Raw genomic sequence first — 16448 nt, 5'->3', positions numbered from 1 at the left:
TTAGAGGTTCAATCTGAAAGTTTATAGATAAGACGTCCTGCGTATTCCATGTAAAGACTTTTTTTTCGGTTTTCGATGGCACTCTCATTCGAGCAAATATGCCGATCAATCACTTTATCAAGTGATTCTTCATCGTATTTTTCCATCAGCATCTGTTCCATGGCCGCCATTTTAGCGATCATCGTATCAAACTCATAACGTGCGATATCGGTGCTGACCTGTTTTACAATATCCCAATATTTCGATTCGGGAGTCCCTCCGAAAATATCGTCTTCATCTTCAAAAAGTGCGTCATACGATGCCATTGAGAGTTCCTTTGTATTTAATCATGCCATTGTAATGAAATTCTTGAAATATTCGTACCCTTTTTAGGGTTATTTGTGAGGATTAAGAGAAAAAGAACCTATCTCCTCAATCTTCTTTATCTAAACCACAGCTTCAGAATTGCTCCGCCTAAAAGTGCGTAGGCGAGTTCTTCTACTCCTCCCATCCATGCACCGAACGCTCCCAATGCGAGAATCAGTGCGCCATAGAGTGGAGCTGTCGCTTCACGCAGCTCTTTTTTCATCATTCCATACTGCAGTGCTGAGAGATGTACGTTGAGTTCCCCTTTGCTGGCACGTTCGATGACATGTCGAAACGCCGCGATATCAGTAGGAATACGCTTTATCTCATCGATTAATGTCTCGATGATCGACTCTTTCATCCCTAGCGCTCTTGGGATATTATTCTGCAAGATCGGGAGAATGTCTTTAATCCCGTTAAAATTTTCAATGTAGGTGGTTCCAAGCCCCTCGATAATCGCACTCACCCGGAGAATGTAAATCGCCTCTTGCGGAAGTTTAAAAGGGAGATTACGGGTCTGTTCCAACACTTCGAATGCCAGCTTTTGCATACTGCCGCTATCTAATGCATCATTACCGAAAATATCAAACATCCGTTCCGTAAATTCAGCCAGTTCTGCGGCAGGTGCATCGTATGCTACCGTTCCCAGCCGTTTGGCCGCACTCACATACGCATCAAAATCACGCTCATTCGCTGCTTTGATCAACTCGATGATGGCGATACGGGTCTCATTAGGAACCCGTTTTACCATTCCAAAATCAAGAAGTACCAATTTTCCCTGCGAATTGACCAAAAGATTTCCGGGATGAGGATCGGCATGAAAATACCCTTTTACCAACATTTGATCGGTATAAAAACGGACCAGTTGATTGATGAGTGATTTGATATCCAATCCGTGTGAAAGGATAGCGTCACGATCATCAAACCGCCACCCCTCCTCGAAACTCATTACCAGTGCGTCATCACAGCTAAGAGAGGGATAACAACTAGGAAAAATAATCCCTGAGCCTTTATACATCGCTGAAAATTTTTCCAGATTGCTTCGTTCATGGTTAAGACTGCACTCTTGGACGATCATCGAAGCAAATTCGGCAATAACCGATTCGATCGAGTGCGCGGTGGTATGAGAAAAGAGGGGTCTAAACAGTCCGTTAAAGAGAATGAGTATCCGTATATCGGCACGCACCTGTTTTTCGATCCCCTCTCGTCGCAGTTTCACTGCTACTTTCGTACTCTCATCGATCCATGCCGCATGCACCTGTCCGATCGATGCCGAAGCAATCGGCTGGGGATCAAAACGGATAAACGGCGAAGAGGGAAAAGCCTTTGCCATTACCCGCTCATAAGCCGCTTGATGCATCGGGGGGAGATCATCATGAAGGGTTTTGAGGGCATTTAGATATGATTCATCAAAAAAATCGTTTCGCGTTGCCAACACCTGTGCCAGCTTGATAAAACTCGCCCCCAAACGTGTGATCGTGAAAGCAAGTTTATCGGGTGAGAGAGGCGAAAAGCCTAAAAAACTCTCCCTCTTTTTAATCAGCAGATAAAAGGACAATAGAAGCCGAAAAACACTCCAAAGCCGTCGTGGCGAATAGAGAGAACTTACGATCGCAGCGATTCGATATCCTTTTTCGTCGCAATTCCAAGCTCTTCAATCACCTCTTTGATCGCAGTTTTAAGCTCCTCTTTGAGACGTTTCTCTTCGTCTTCCCCTTTGGTTTTCAGGCTCTCTAAAAAGCTTTTGGTATCGCTGGTGTTCAGTTTCCCTTTCTCTTCGAGTTTTTTTAGCTCCTCTTCAACGCGCTCTTTTAAAAGAAGCGCTCCACCCATTCCCGTATACAGTAATTCTTTTAACATGGTAATTCTCCACTGTTTAGATAATTGTAGTATAGGCTTAAATCATTAATATCAGTATCTTTTTTTTGTCACTTTATTTGAAAATCTTCAACTTAACGTGAATGAGCGGGTGATAGTCTATATCAGTTGCACCCGTAAAGCTTCTCGCACTGTTCCAAGCCACCTTCGACATTTTCAAACCATTCTAAAAAGTGTTGTGCCATTATCCCTTTGAACAAAGAGCCGTGTTGAGGAGCAATCATCTCAACCTCGTATTTTCGTACACATTGAACCCATGCTCGACAAAAACGGTTTGATGCCATGTAACGAGAGTGAAAACTCTCCAAAAACACACGGTGTTCTTCAAAATTATCAACGTTTTTATTGAGATTTTGAGGAGAGAGAACCGCTGCTCCGATATCACCGGAAAAAAGGATTTTTGAGCGGCTGTCATAGAGCGAAAAATTTCCCGGAGAGTGGAGGAAATGAGCCGGAATGAATTGTAAAAAATCGTGCTCGAATTTAATACGTGCACCATGATCTTCAAGAGCCACAAGCCGCCCCATATCCATCAAACCGTAATGCCCCATAAAACGGGTCCACAGTTGTGACATCACCAGTTTAGCCGACGTGGCAACACTCCATTCGGCAATTGCCCCGGCAACGTCAGGGTCTTGGTGAGAGAAAAAGATAAATTTAATCTTTTGCGGGTCAATATGACGGGATACAGCATCGTATAACTCCCCAAAGATCCCTCCGCTTCCCGGATCGATCAACACCGCACTGTCATTTTGAATAATCAAAAACTGATTTACCGAGAGGGAGTATTCTTGATGTTCCTCATCTTCGAGACTGAACATCACACATTTATGCTTTTCATCTTGATACAGCAGAGTTTCATTATTCATAATTGCAGTCCTTTAAATTCGCGAATTAACACCATCTGTCGTTTTGCGATGTAATCGATCAGATTTTTTTGAGCTTGAGCATGAAGTTCATAGCTGCAAACCACCTCATAATGACGTTGATTCTCCTGTATCCGATACACTTCGGCTTCTGTGTTAATAATAACCGGACGTTGTACCGATTTTATAACAATGTCCAGCACAACGAACTGTTTCAGGGCCAAACCTGCGGGAAGCGAAGGAAAAGACAACCGTACGGCATTGATTGAAATGTCTAAAATATCTACGTCGGTTTCAAATTTTCTCCCCTCGTACAAAAAGGTAATCGTCAAATTATCATCGGGAATCACCCGAATTGCGGCCCTGCGCGTCGGAGAAGTTTTCACCATTTTATAATGGCTAAAATGGACACGCTGTGCCTCAAAATCAAACCGTTTGATTCCCTCACAAAAAATTGCCGTCGGAAACAGCTCAGACGTAAGATAAAACACCTCTTCGTATTGCATCGCCTTAAGCTGTACATACGGAGTTTGAAGGATAACTTCTGCATTAGCGACCCCGGTTATTAACGCATCATTGGTGATACTGAGACCTTTATACAGATTGTGTGCCCGTATTTTTGCTCCGCTTCGCATCGCCATATCGAGTAAGCCTCGAACGATTTTTTCATCTTTGGCCAAACGTTCTTGTTCTACTGCGGAAGCATCATAGAGTTTGAGAAGCCCAAGTTCACTCACATCATTCAGCGATAACACCCCATATCCTGCTTTATCGGGAATACTTTGAAATCTAAGGATGAAATGGTGATGAACATCATCGTTTCCCTCTATTTTGACGTTAAACAGTTTCCCTGGATTTTTAGAGATTTCATTAAACCAGTCGCACTCATCATGGTTATACAAAAAAGTGTTATGAGATAACAGCATCTCTCCAAAGGAGACAAACTTGTCTCGTAATTTCTCAACACTCTGTACATCAAAAAAATCCAAAGTAGGTTGGTTTGCCATCACCACTTTTTGATCTTGCAGTAAAAGAGTCAGGCTGTTTTGGTAGTTAAAAATAGAGTGCAAATTGGCGTTAAAAATTTTACGGTGAAGTTCTTCTTTTAGGATAATGGCACATCGGGTGAGCGTTTCAACCAAATTTTCAATATGCATCGGTTTGGCAAGATATTCAAACACACCGACACGAATCGCACGATGAAGCAGATCATGATCATCATGGGCTGTGGTAACGATTAGCTTTACATCGGGATCGATATGCAAAATCGCTTCCGCCATCTCTAAGCCATCCATTTTCGGCATGATAATATCGGTGATTACGATGGCAGGATGGTGTTCTTTAAACAGGGCTAATCCCTCTTCTCCATCATACGCGCTGTACACCGTCTCAAAAATTTTTTGGAATAGAATGGTTGCTTGGTTATTTAGCCCAACATTATCTTCTACGTACAATAGAGTATAAGGCTGCAAAGCAATCCGTAACTGTTTCAGCGCATTGGGATCAACCATGTTTCCTATCCTTAGTCATCTGAAAGAGAATAGCCAAACATCTCTTAAATTTGCTCAAAACAAAAGATTTGTGTTCTCTTTTTACGTCATACTTCCAAAGATGAATTTATATTTTGAGGAACTTTTTGTGAGTACTTCCAACCATTTCGATTCTATCGCAGATAGTTTTAACCGTCTATGGTATTTTTCCGACGATTACAAAGATTTTGTGATTCAACATATTATCGATGAGCTTACCTTGTCAGGGGAGGATATTCTCGTCGATATCGGAGGGGGAACAGGAACATTTACCAGCCGACTCGAACAGGAAAGCTGTCTGAAAAAAGCGTACTGCATCGAACCCGCATCTGCGATGTGCGAGGAGGCTTCAAAACTAACCAATATCACAGCAATCTGCGGTGATGCTCATACTTTTCTAGCCACAAAAACGCCATTTACCAAAATACTTCTCAAAGAGGTTATCCACCATATCCCTGAGAGAGAAGCTTTTTGGAAAACCGTGCATACGATGTTGCCTCATAGAGGAAAACTCCTGATCATTACCCGCCCGCAACATGTCGCTTTTCCATTTTTCAAAGCGGCTAAAGAAGCCTTTGCCCGAAACCAGCCTCCGCACGAACTTTTCGAATCCCAGTTGAGAGAGTGCGGATTTGAGGTTGAAACCACTTTACGAAGCCATACCTTCACCCTCTCAAAAGAGCGCTGGTACGAGATGCTTCGGCACCGTTTTATGTCAGATCTCGGAGTCTTTAGCGACGAAGAGATTGAAGAGGGGATTCGTGAAATAGAAGAAAATTATACCCGTGAGAGCATCGACATCATCGATAACCTCATCTTTATCACGGCAACGAAAAAATGATTTTGTGTTATTATTAAACTCATGATAAATCTAAATACCGAAGCACGGCTTAACATCATCCTCCCCAACATGAACAAAGCCCTCGGTGAAGCAATACAAAACGCTACCCCTGAACAACTCGAAACCCTCAAAGAGGGAAAAGACCTCAAAGGCCTCCTTACTTCGGTGTTTCAGGATAAAATCACTGCCTCCAAATCCGATACTGTTTTACTCGATATTTTAAAAAACTCGACCGCTTTTAAAACGATGGGGAGCCTGAGCGAGAACCTCGAATCGCTCCTCAAAGATCTCAAAACCTCTCCCGATCTCTCCCCTAAAACCGCCGTGTTGGAGAAATTTCTCAAAAATATCGCTCTCATAGATACCCAAACGCTGAAAAATCAAGTGGCTAACAGCGGGGTTTTTATGGAATCCAAATTTGCCGCTGCGTTACAAAAGCTCCCTGATCTCACCCAAACCCTCGAACAGCTTAAAAATGTTCTCGCTCAGGCTCCCCAAAACGAGGCAAAAGCACTTCAGACACAAATCACCAAACTGTTAGAAAACCCCATTCTCACCGCATCCTCACAAAATCTGCAAAGCGCCGTCACCCTCACCGAAAGCTTAAAAAAACTCTCTGAAAATCTCCACACCCTCCTCTCCAAAAGCGATCCTCTTTACTCCAAAGAGGTCTCAGAACTCGCCCAAAAACTCGACCAGCTCAGCGTCGCCCAAGAGATCAGAAGTACCCTCTCGCAGCTCTATGGCTCTTTATTGTCCAGTAACGCAACACAAACCAATGATCTGCTCGACTCCATCGAAAAACTCCTCAAAAATTTGCCCGATTCCCCAACCGATGAGTTAAAAGCTTTTACCCAGCAACTCAAAAACGCGATTAAAGAGGGAGATGTCACGAAAGAGCTCTCCACCCTGATGACGAAACTAGGAGAGTTTGCGAATCCTAAAGAGCTGGTCACCGAAACCTTTTTACGTGAATCGATGAGCAATGATCTAAAATCGAATCTCCTCTCACTGCACAATGAGCTCTCCCGTTCAAGTGATCCCAATGCACCGAAACTGTTGGAGCTAACGGACAAGCTCCTCACCCAAATCGATTATCATCAGCTCACCTCCTATCTGGGTGCTTCTAACTCTATTTACATCCCCTTTTCATGGGATCAACTCGAATCGGGTTCTATGGCGTTTAAAAAAACCGCCGACAAAAAGTTCTATTGTGAAATTAATCTCCAGCTAAAAGAGTACGGTGAGCTCAACCTCTTGATGGCATTGTACGAAGGGAACCAACTCGAAATCCAAGCTCACACCCAAAAGAGCGAGCTCAAAACCCTCATCCAAGAGAATATTGGGGAGCTGAGATCACTCCTGATCAACGCCGATCTCACACCACGCTCTATACGGGTCATGGAGATGCGTGAAATTTCCTCACTGCTTAGTGAAACTTATACAGGATATCAGCACGGGTCGGATTTAGGTTTTGAGGTAAAGGTATGAAAAAAGCGGTTGCGATGCGCTACGACAGCGAAAAAGAGAACGCTCCGCGCGTCATTGCTTCAGGCAAAGGAGCTACAGCGGAAAACATCATTAAAATCGCGGAACTCCACAATCTCCCAATCCATAAGGATGAAGATTTGGTCGAACTTCTGAGCAAAGTCGAAATTGATAAAGAGATCCCCGAAAAACTCTATGTCGCCGTTGCGGAAGTCTTCAAATTTATCTATAAAATGACTAATCCTCGATAAATTCATCCACAATATAATCTTCTAACTCGATATCCTCACTCTCTAAAACAGGGTCAAGTGCGTACATACCGTAAGGACGCACTGAATGAGGGTCTTTAGTAATCAACGGATGCCATAGTGGGAGCGTTTTGCCCTCATGTCGTAAACGATACGCGCAAGTTTCAGGAAGCCACGTATACTCTGCCGCCCGTTCTGGTGTGAGTCTCATGCATCCCTCCACTCTCGTAAAACGGTTAGCATAATCACTGCATTGTCCAGCGACAATATCGTAACAATGGCATGCAACACGGGTCAGATAGATGGGTGCTTGATCGTCATCCTCATCTTGTAGCCGGTTAAGACAGCACAGTCCGCATCCGTCACACAATGCTTCCCACTCTTGGGGGTTCAATTCTTCGAGCGTTTTCGTTTCCCAAAATGGGGCAGTTTCATGTTGTTTCATAGTCGAAAAATAACATATTTGCGGTTAAAACAATCTATTTATCCAATTTAGATGAACGTACAAAAAAACTAAATAAATAGAAATTGATCACTTTTTCATCACATTTGTAGCAAAATGGTAATAAAAGTTAATGTAGAATGACGTTATGATGTACATAACTAAAATTTTATCATCTGCCATTCATTTTATGATTCTACTGCACGGTGTATTTATCCTACAACTACATGCGGCCGAGAATACGAACAAACATCAAATTGCCTTAATTCAACCCATCGAACAACATGCTATCATTTATGGAGAGGGAGAACGAAAAGTATATGTATTTGTCGACCCGAAATGTCCTCATTCGCGCGATTTTATCACTATGATTAATGAGAATACAAAAATGCGAAGTATGTATCGGTACTATATCTTTTTTTATGAATTAAAACGTTTCCATTCGCATCATCTAATAGCAGCGATATATGCGTCATCTTCGCCCCTGCAACGAACACTCGAAGTGATGGTAGGCGCTAAAGTTATATCAACAGATCTCCGAAATGAACCCAAAATTGAAGCAAAAATAGATGATATAGCCAGCGTCGCTAATGCCTTAGGTATTTCAAAACGTCCTTATCTGATTATATTGAAAGAGAACCATTAGCCATGTATTACCACACCCCTGACACATCACGATACATCCGCCTGATTCGACGGTTTCGAATACTCATCCTAACGTTCTTCCTTATCATTTCATCGTTTGCCCTTAATTTTCTCAAACCTGAATTAATATCCTCAGATACGCTCCTTTGGCTTAGTGAATCCAAACAGCTTCAAAAAAATCAGGAGCAATTGTATGCGACTACGTATGTAGGACGTCTAAGCATCGATATTCCGATGTTTAATGATGCTTCAAAAAACACCCTTAAAGCAGTTCAAACGGAACTTGAGCATATGGAGGGTGTTGAGCAAGTAGAATCTCTTTTTTCAGCGTATATGATTTTCAACGATCAAACCTCTGAAGAATCTGCTTTGGTCAAGGCCTTGCCGATCACGCAAATGTCTTCGAAAAAAATCATTACTTTTGTCAAAACGCTCCCTGAGCCTTATCGCCGATTTGTGAATGATGATTTCCGCCGATTTCATTTCATTATCCATTCCAAAACGCCTATCCAACTCGATCAATTGAACATTCCCTTTGTATACGAATATTCCGAACCGCTTGTTGAAGCCAAATTATCTCATTATCTCTGGTATATAGGGATCATTTTATTGGTTGTTATGGCAATGTCACAAATTGTTTTCAAAAACATCATTGCCGCATTCGGAGCGATCATCGTCACGATCATTACCCTGATTTGGACTTTCTCATTAATTTATCTCTTAACCGGTAATAAGCAAATTCATATTGCCATGAGCCTCATGGTCGTCAGTATTGCCATCGGGCACTACCTCTATTTTTACTATCGATGGCATGTTTCACAGTTTAAAAGTGATCCGAATCGAGCCCTCGAAAAAAGTATTAATCGAAATCTTCACCCGGCGGTTTGGACATTGCCGGTACTGTTCATCAGTTTAGGATCGCTCCTTTTTGCCGACTCTCACATTGTCACAATGATGAGCCTGAGTTTAATGATTTCCTCGATCGTAGCGTATGTGGCAAGCATTGTATTTTTACCTGCTCTGCTCAGTTATTTTTCGGTTTCACATCCCAGAATTTCTCTTGCACGACTATGCTATTGGTTTGCCAATCAAGAAGTTCACTACAATCCGAAACTGCTTCAAAAATTTATGTTTTTCACACTGCTTATCCTCATCTTCGTCGGGATTCGTCTCTACCTCTCTCCGAGCATTTTCGAACGTGATGTTGCGGATGAGACGATGACGCTCAAAGTGCCGTTTCAAGAGATCGATTTAGGGATGCTCCAAAAAATAGAGACGTTCGAAAAAGATCTGCGCAATCATACCGGCGGGGTTGTCAAAGTCGATTCCGTTATCACAGTTCTTAGGCAGCTTGATCTGGCGAATACCCCGAAAAATCCTTTGGATGAACAGCGCCTTTTGCAAGCATTATTTTTTCTCGAACTGTATGATCTTGAAAAATCCTATATGGATCAAGACTCCCTCAATATCACCATCACGTTAAAAAATGCAGATCATTCTGCCGTTATACGCTTTTTGGAATCCTATAAAGCGTTACCGATCTATTTTACCGATACCGACAGTCTTTCCCAAAGTTCAAAAATGGAAAAAATGGTCTTGTTCGTCTCATCATTGATCTCAGCACTGCTCATCATTGCTCTGGTAATGGGGATTATTTTTCGCTCTGTCGCAATCGGATGGGTCGGATTTGCAGCCAATGCTATCCCCATCATTTGGTTCGTATTATTTATGATACTGTTTAAATTTGAACTCACGATTGAGGCATTGATCGCCATGACCATATCGGTGGGGTTGACCTCTGACACTATTATCCATTTCGGATACAAATATTTCAGAAGCCGTTATTTCGGGCGTACCCGAAAACATGCTTTGGAAATTATGTTTTTCTATGCCGCCGTTCCTGCAATCATCAGTGCCACCGTCTTAATGATCGTTTTTTCATTGTTGACGTTCACTCAACTCCAATCTCTGCAACTTATCGGTGCTTACGGAGCAGTTTTGATGTTCATTTCACTCCTCAGCGATCTGTTTATTTTGCCTGTTTTACTGCTGTCAGTCGATAAAGAGGAGAAAAAGGGAACCACTCATTAGGGTAAATTTGGATATCATGAGGATAAAGAAAAGGATACTTTATGACAACCGAACAACCATTGAATGAATTATTACGTGAATGCGCAGACTCGATCGGAGGCAAAAACTTTTTTCTCACCCTCGCCGAAACGATCCGAACGACCAGAGAAGGGATTATCGTCGGTGAAAAAAAACAGATCAACTACACAAACGGCACCATGACATGGAATAAAACTCTCCATGCCGATAACTGGAGACTTTTAATCGAATCGTCAAAAGTACGAACCAAAGACGGAAATATTCTCCTCCCCTCCGAAGACAAACGGCATAAAAACATCCTCAATATGATCCGCACCCTTAAACCGCTAAGCTTTACCGTGACTCCGACCAACACAACCGATGGAGAAGGATTTACCTTTAACGCATTGGAAGTAATCGATGAAAAAACGACGCGCGTATCTCCACTCTTTAAAGCACTCTTTGTAATGCCCATCGATCTTCTGCGCAAAGCGATGTAAACAATACATCTATACTTAAGTTTAATTTAATTTTTATAGGATTAAGATAACCGTATATGATCTATAAATGAGGAGTTTAAAATGACAAAAGGTTTATCAATCGGATTAGCTTCCATCTTGATTCCATTAAGCAGTTTTGGCTTGACGTTAGAGCAAGCGGTACAGCACGTAACATCAACCAATCCAATCATTCTCCAAAGTATCGAAAACTATAAAGCCACTGAGTATGACATTGAAATGGCACAGGCAGGTTATTTACCAAGTATAGATGTAATCGGCCGTTATGGCAATGAAAAAACAACCAATTCAACCTATAACGAGCTCTCCTTAACAAGGTACGATCGAGAAATCAAGTTGACGCAAAACCTTTTTGAAGGATTCGGTACTATCGAAGATGTCCGAAAACAAGAAGCGAGACTCGCGGCCGCCAAAGCCAATATACTGGAAAAAGCCAATCAGCTAAGCCTTCAAACAACAGAAGCCTATTTAGAATTGTTAAAACAATACGACATTTTGAAATTGGCCGAAACCAATCTTAAAACCCATGAAGATATTCATAAAAAAATCAAAGAGCGTACTGAAAGCGGATTCGGATCAAAATCAGAGATCGATCAATCTTCAGGACGGGTAGCACTTGCAAATTCAAATGTAATTATCCAAAAAAGCAATTACCGAGATGCAATGGCAAAATTCAAACGTTTTTACGGTGAAGATGTCGCTGCAGAAACTCTAGTAAAACCGGTATTCGGATATAAAGTCTCTTCGTCGTTTGATGATGCTTTGGCAGAAGCAAATACCAACTATCCATCTCTTTTGGTCCAAAGCCATAATATCAAAGCGGCTGAGCACGATGTCAATCTTGCTATGAAAACGTATTATCCGCGTGTCGATCTTGAACTGCGCAGAAGCGACAACGATAACGTTTCCGGACAACCTGGGCCGGATGAAACAAAATCGGGGATGCTGATAGCTACCTATAACCTCTTTTCCGGAGGATATTATCAGGCCAACCATAGAAAACAAAAAGTCAACGTCTTAAAAGAGAAACAAAGCAGTAACGACATTAAATTACGGGTCAAAGAGAATCTTGAATATGCGTGGATCGCCCACGAAGAGCTCCAAAAGCAGCTTCCTTATCTTAAAGCGCACAGGGATTACACCGTTAATACGCTCCAATCGTATCAACAAGAATTTGCACTCGGAAGACGTACCCTTCTGGATATGCTCAATACCGAAAATGAGCGCTTCACTGCCGAAAAAGAGGTGACAACAAGCGAATATGATCTCCTATTTTCAAATTACCGTATTCTTGAAGGAACCGGAACATTAGCCAAAGAACTTGGGGGAGTCCCCACTTTATGAGTTGGGCAGATAAAAAAGCAAGATGCCTAAAAAGCTAATACGTCGAACAGTTATCGTAAGTTTTTTAGTCTTTGGGGTAAAAGCATCTCTTTGTGCCAGACAGATTCAAATGTATAACTTTCAATCGATTGCGATACAGTATGATGAGAGTGCCAAAAAGCGCTTTATCTCTTTAAAAAACCTTTTGAAGGATGCACAGGGTCTATCTGAGAATGAGCGGTTATTCCGTGTCAATGATTTTTTTAATCAGGTCCCTTATTCCAGTGATGAAAAAGTGTGGGGGGATCGTGATTATTGGGCAACTCCCACAGAGATGCTCGGGAAAGGGAGAGCCGATTGTGAGGACTACGCAATCGCAAAATTTTTCACGTTGCTCGAGATGGGTATCCCCGAAGAGAAACTGTTTTTGACCTATGTTGTCACCGATAATCTCACAACACGTCATATGGTTTTAGCGTATTACGAATACAAAGGCGCCGTTCCATTGATTCTGGATAATCGTGCATTCACGATCGTACCGGAAACTTTATCCAAGAATTATATACCGCTCTATCGATTTAATCTCAATGATTTCATCGCGTATGAAAAAGGATTGGAACATAAAAGCTCCATCGCAACCAAAAAATTGCACCAATGGGAAGATCTTACCAAACGTTTTACGAAAGTAATGAGTTAGCCTAAAGGGATATCATGCTGAAATATTCTAAAATTGACCCTCTTTTGGTCAGTTTATCGATTTTTACCAAACGCTATGGGAAATCCTACAGCATCGAAGCATTGACGGCTGATCTCCCGATAGCGCCGGGGAAAGCCACGGCCGAAATGTTTTCCATTAACAATCCCAAAGCGGTTTTCTCACGTGCGGCATCTCGAGCAGGATTCAAAGCCAGACTCGTTGAACGCGCACTAAAGAACATTTCACCTCTTGTTCTCCCTGTTGTCTTGATCCTCAAGGATCAAAGTGCGTGTATTTTGGAAAAAATCGACCTTGTCAAAGAAGAAGCCTTTATCATCATCCCCGAAGATGAGGAAGGGGTTGAACAGTGGATCAGCCTCCAAACGCTTGAAGAACAATATTTAGGGTTTGCCTATTATCTTAAAAAAAGTCGCTCTTTTAACCAATTTATCGACCCGCTGATTCATACCAATAAAGAGTCATGGTTTTGGGGATCATTAAAACATTCGCGAAAAATCTATTCGGATGTTCTACTGGCCTCTTTGGTTATCAACCTTTTTGTGCTTGCCAGTCCGCTGTTCACCATGAATGTCTACGATAGAGTAGTCCCTAATGACGCAACCGAGACCCTTTATGTCCTTGCGTTAGGGGTAATTGTTGTTTATTTACTTGATATTGTCTTGAAATTTACCCGTTCGTACTTTTTAGAAACTGCCGCGAAAAAAAGTGACATCATTATCTCTTCCATCCTTTTTCAAAAAGTGATGAATCTAAAATTCGCCAATGTTCCCGAGTCCGTCGGTTCGTTCGCCAACAACCTCAAAGAGTTTGACAGCATACGCTCCTTTTTAGCCACCTCGACGTTAGCCTTGTTGATTGATCTGCCGTTTACCATCATCTTTTTGTTGGTTATCTACATTATCGGCGGAATTATCACGTGGGTGCCGCTTGTGTTTATCTTCTTAATTATCGGATACGCATTAAGCATCAAAAATTCATTGCAGCGAAGCGTTGAGAGTACCTATCATGCCAATGCAGCAAAAAATGCCGTGCTGGTAGAGAGTCTTAACACATTAGAAACGATCAAAACACTCGGAATAAACAGCCATTCACAGTACATTTGGGAAGAAGCAACCGGAAATGTAGCTTCCAAGGGGCTGACATCGCGGATTCTATCTAACTCGCTGGGAAGTGTCACCACATTTCTCATTCAGCTCAGTAACGTCATCATTTTGATTGTCGGTGTTTATCTGATCAAAGACCATGAGATGACAATGGGAGGGCTGATCGCAGTTGTCATCCTCTCTTCACGTGCTCTCGCTCCGATGGGACAAATAGCATCCTTATCGGCCAATTACGAGCATACTAAAACGGCCTATTTGACGTTGGATAATATCATGAATCTACCCGAAGAGCGTCCGGCGGAAAAAGAGTTTCTCAATCTCCCGAAATTTATGGGGTTGATCGAATTTCGGAATGTTACGTTCACCTATCCGAATGAAATTTCACCTATATTTGAAAACTTAAGCTTTACCGTTCATCCGGGCGAGCGCGTAGCATTTATCGGAAAGATCGGTTCCGGTAAAACAACGATTTTAAAACTTATTTTAGGGCTTTATGCACCGGACAAGGGTTCAGTTCTGATCGACAATATCGATATTAACCAAATCGATCCGGCAGACCTGCGTCAAAACATCGCTTACGTCGCGCAAGAAGTGACCTTGTTCAGAGGTACCGTCAAAACGAATATTATTGCCAAAGCCCCTTACGCGGATGATGGTGCAATACTTCGAGCCGCAAAAATCGGTGGAGTGGATGAATTTGTTCAGTATCATCCCAAAGGGTTTGATATGCCGGTTCGAGAGCGTGGGGACGGAATCTCAGGGGGACAACGGCAAAGTATCGGGATCGCACGGGCATTTTTACTCGATTCACCGATTCTTTTGCTGGATGAACCCGCGAATTCGATGGATGAAAACTTCGCATTACATCTGGTTCAAAATATCAATGAGAATACGAAAGAGAAAACGCTTTTGCTCTCAACCCATGATACAAAAATGTTGAATATGGTCAATCGTATTATTGTTCTCGATCGAGGGAAAGTAGTCATGGACGGAAGCAAACAAGAAATCTTGTCAGTACTTACGAAAAATAAACCGCAAACGAGACCGACCAATGATTAAGTTCCCGTTTTTCAATCCTAAATCTTTGGATTCCGATAGAGATTACTCACCTGAAGATATCGAGTACATGTCGAGCCTGAGCGCCGCTGTTTTAGAACAGCAAACTTCTCGTTCTCACATTGTCGTTTGGATTGCCTGTATCGGTATTCTGTGGCTTGTCCTCTGGAGCAGTTTTGCTGAGATTGATGAACGTACGCGCGGTTCAGGAAAAGTTATCCCTTCTCAAAGGATCCAAACGATACAGAACCTTGAAGGGGGTATCGTTTCGGAAATGTTTGTCAAAGAGGGGGATCGGGTTAAAAAAGGTCAACCTTTGATGAAAATACAAGATATCAGTTTTACCGGTTCATTTAATGAAAAGCAGCTCAAAATCAATGAGCTAAAAGCCAAATCCTATCGTCTTAACGCCGAAGCAAGCGGACAAGGATTTTCCGTTCCGGCCACCGATCATCAAGGGATGTCACAACTCATCTCCCAAGAGGCAAATCTGCATATGTCGCAACAAAGCCAACTTTCAAATGCTGTAGCGATCATTGACGCACAGATTTCTCAAAAAGGAAAAGAGCTTTTAGAGAACAGAGCCAAAAGAGAAGAGCTCAAAAATGCCTATGACCTTATATCTCAAGAAATGGCGATCACAGAACCGCTAACCAAAAACATGGTTGTCTCCGAAGTACAGTTTTTACAGATGAAGCGTCAAGCGGCGATGATCAAAGGTGACTATCAAGCAACGGCGCATGCCATTGCAAGAATTCAAGAAAACATCGGAGAGCTTCAAAAGAGACGGATGGAAATCGTCTACGAATTCCGTAATAAAGCCAAACAGGAGCTTAACAGTGTCACCGCTGAAATTCAGCAGATCAAAGAATCCGAATCCGTTTTCGCCGATCGGGTAGACCGCACGATCGTCCGCTCGCCCGTAAACGGAACTATTAACCAAATTTTGGTTAATACCATCGGGGGGGTTGTCAAACCGGGGATGGATATGCTCGAAATTGTCCCTGAGGATGATATGCTGATGGTAGAGGTAAAAATCAGACCTTCCGATATCGCCTATATCTATCCGGGGCAAAGTGCCAATGTTAAATTTACCGCCTACGATTTTTCGATTTACGGAGGACTTAAAGGGACAGTCAAACACGTCAGTGCCAATACTATCACGGATGAGAAAGATAACAGCTACTACTTGGTCCGCATTGCAACCGATAAAAGTTTTTTGGTTAAAGACGGAAAACCGCTCGATATTATGGCGGGGATGACCGTTGATGTGGATATCCTCACCGGCAAAAAAACGGTCATGGACTTTATCCTCAAACCAATCTTGAAAGTTAAACAAAACGCTTTAGGAGAACACTGA

16 protein-coding genes are annotated in these 16448 nt (G+C 42.3%); 10 read left to right on the top strand and 6 right to left on the bottom strand.

From position 1 onward, the window contains the following. Positions 1-8 precede the first annotated feature (8 nt). From B649_RS04105 to B649_RS04085, 5 genes are all read right to left on the bottom strand, one after another. Entirely contained in the window at positions 9-305 is a 297-nt protein-coding gene (locus B649_RS04105) for a DUF2018 family protein (protein WP_015653241.1), read from the bottom strand. A 116-nt stretch (positions 306-421) separates the two neighbouring features. Beyond that, on the bottom strand, positions 422-1903 hold the full coding sequence (locus B649_RS04100; RefSeq protein ID WP_015653240.1) for an AarF/UbiB family protein: 1482 nt from the start codon (positions 1901-1903) through the stop codon (positions 422-424). A 47-nt stretch (positions 1904-1950) separates the two neighbouring features. Next, positions 1951-2205 carry a hypothetical protein gene (locus tag B649_RS04095; protein ID WP_015653239.1) on the bottom strand — a complete coding sequence of 85 codons (255 nt, stop codon included), beginning with the start codon at positions 2203-2205 and terminating at the stop codon, positions 1951-1953. 122 nt (positions 2206-2327) lie between these two features. Then, positions 2328-3092 carry an MBL fold metallo-hydrolase gene (locus B649_RS04090; protein ID WP_015653238.1) on the bottom strand — a complete coding sequence of 255 codons (765 nt, stop codon included), beginning with the start codon at positions 3090-3092 and terminating at the stop codon, positions 2328-2330. Beyond that, complete coding sequence (locus B649_RS04085; RefSeq protein ID WP_015653237.1) at positions 3089-4600, bottom strand: response regulator; 1512 nt, start codon at positions 4598-4600, stop codon at positions 3089-3091. The genes B649_RS04090 and B649_RS04085 overlap by 4 nt, the downstream gene beginning before the upstream one ends. Before the next feature lie 100 nt (positions 4601-4700). Between B649_RS04085 and B649_RS04080 the strand changes: the two genes are divergently transcribed. Genes B649_RS04080 through B649_RS04070 form a run of 3 tightly spaced genes read left to right on the top strand, consistent with a single transcriptional unit; the run spans position 4701 to position 7198 of the window. Beyond that, positions 4701-5459, top strand: coding sequence for a class I SAM-dependent methyltransferase (locus tag B649_RS04080; RefSeq protein ID WP_291750936.1), 759 nt, complete (start codon positions 4701-4703; stop codon positions 5457-5459). A 21-nt stretch (positions 5460-5480) separates the two neighbouring features. After that, positions 5481-6950 carry a flagellar hook-length control protein FliK gene (locus B649_RS04075; protein WP_015653235.1) on the top strand — a complete coding sequence of 490 codons (1470 nt, stop codon included), beginning with the start codon at positions 5481-5483 and terminating at the stop codon, positions 6948-6950. Then, the gene (locus B649_RS04070) at positions 6947-7198 is read left to right on the top strand and encodes an EscU/YscU/HrcU family type III secretion system export apparatus switch protein (RefSeq protein ID WP_015653234.1); all 252 of its coding nucleotides are present in this window, start codon (positions 6947-6949) and stop codon (positions 7196-7198) included. The genes B649_RS04075 and B649_RS04070 overlap by 4 nt, the downstream gene beginning before the upstream one ends. Here the strand turns inward: B649_RS04070 and B649_RS04065 are convergent. Further along, positions 7185-7640 (bottom strand): YcgN family cysteine cluster protein, encoded by a 456-nt coding sequence (locus tag B649_RS04065; RefSeq protein ID WP_015653233.1) that lies wholly within the window; start codon positions 7638-7640, stop codon positions 7185-7187. The genes B649_RS04070 and B649_RS04065 overlap by 14 nt on opposite strands. A 145-nt stretch (positions 7641-7785) precedes the next feature. Between B649_RS04065 and B649_RS04060 the strand changes: the two genes are divergently transcribed. The 7 genes from B649_RS04060 to B649_RS04030 all read left to right on the top strand — a co-directional run bounded on the left by B649_RS04060 (position 7786) and on the right by B649_RS04030 (position 16448). Continuing rightward, positions 7786-8283 (top strand): hypothetical protein, encoded by a 498-nt coding sequence (locus tag B649_RS04060; RefSeq protein ID WP_291750935.1) that lies wholly within the window; start codon positions 7786-7788, stop codon positions 8281-8283. 2 nt (positions 8284-8285) lie between these two features. Further along, positions 8286-10373 carry a hypothetical protein gene (locus B649_RS04055; RefSeq protein WP_015653231.1) on the top strand — a complete coding sequence of 696 codons (2088 nt, stop codon included), beginning with the start codon at positions 8286-8288 and terminating at the stop codon, positions 10371-10373. Between the two features lie 41 nt (positions 10374-10414). Then, a complete protein-coding gene (locus tag B649_RS04050; RefSeq protein WP_015653230.1) occupies positions 10415-10870 on the top strand; it encodes a hypothetical protein in 456 nt (151 codons plus the stop codon). A gap of 81 nt (positions 10871-10951) precedes the next feature. Further along, a complete protein-coding gene (locus B649_RS04045) occupies positions 10952-12232 on the top strand; it encodes a TolC family outer membrane protein (protein ID WP_015653229.1) in 1281 nt (426 codons plus the stop codon). 22 nt (positions 12233-12254) lie between these two features. Beyond that, complete coding sequence (locus B649_RS04040; RefSeq protein ID WP_041192396.1) at positions 12255-12908, top strand: transglutaminase-like cysteine peptidase; 654 nt, start codon at positions 12255-12257, stop codon at positions 12906-12908. A gap of 14 nt (positions 12909-12922) precedes the next feature. Next, complete coding sequence (locus B649_RS04035) at positions 12923-15091, top strand: type I secretion system permease/ATPase (RefSeq protein ID WP_015653227.1); 2169 nt, start codon at positions 12923-12925, stop codon at positions 15089-15091. Continuing rightward, positions 15084-16448: an HlyD family type I secretion periplasmic adaptor subunit gene (locus tag B649_RS04030; protein WP_015653226.1), complete on the top strand. Its 1365-nt coding sequence runs from the start codon at positions 15084-15086 to the stop codon at positions 16446-16448. The genes B649_RS04035 and B649_RS04030 overlap by 8 nt, the downstream gene beginning before the upstream one ends.

Source organism: Candidatus Sulfuricurvum sp. RIFRC-1, from assembly GCF_000310245.1.
Taxonomy (GTDB): domain Bacteria; phylum Campylobacterota; class Campylobacteria; order Campylobacterales; family Sulfurimonadaceae; genus Sulfuricurvum.
This window is presented reverse-complemented; position numbering and strand designations above follow the sequence as displayed.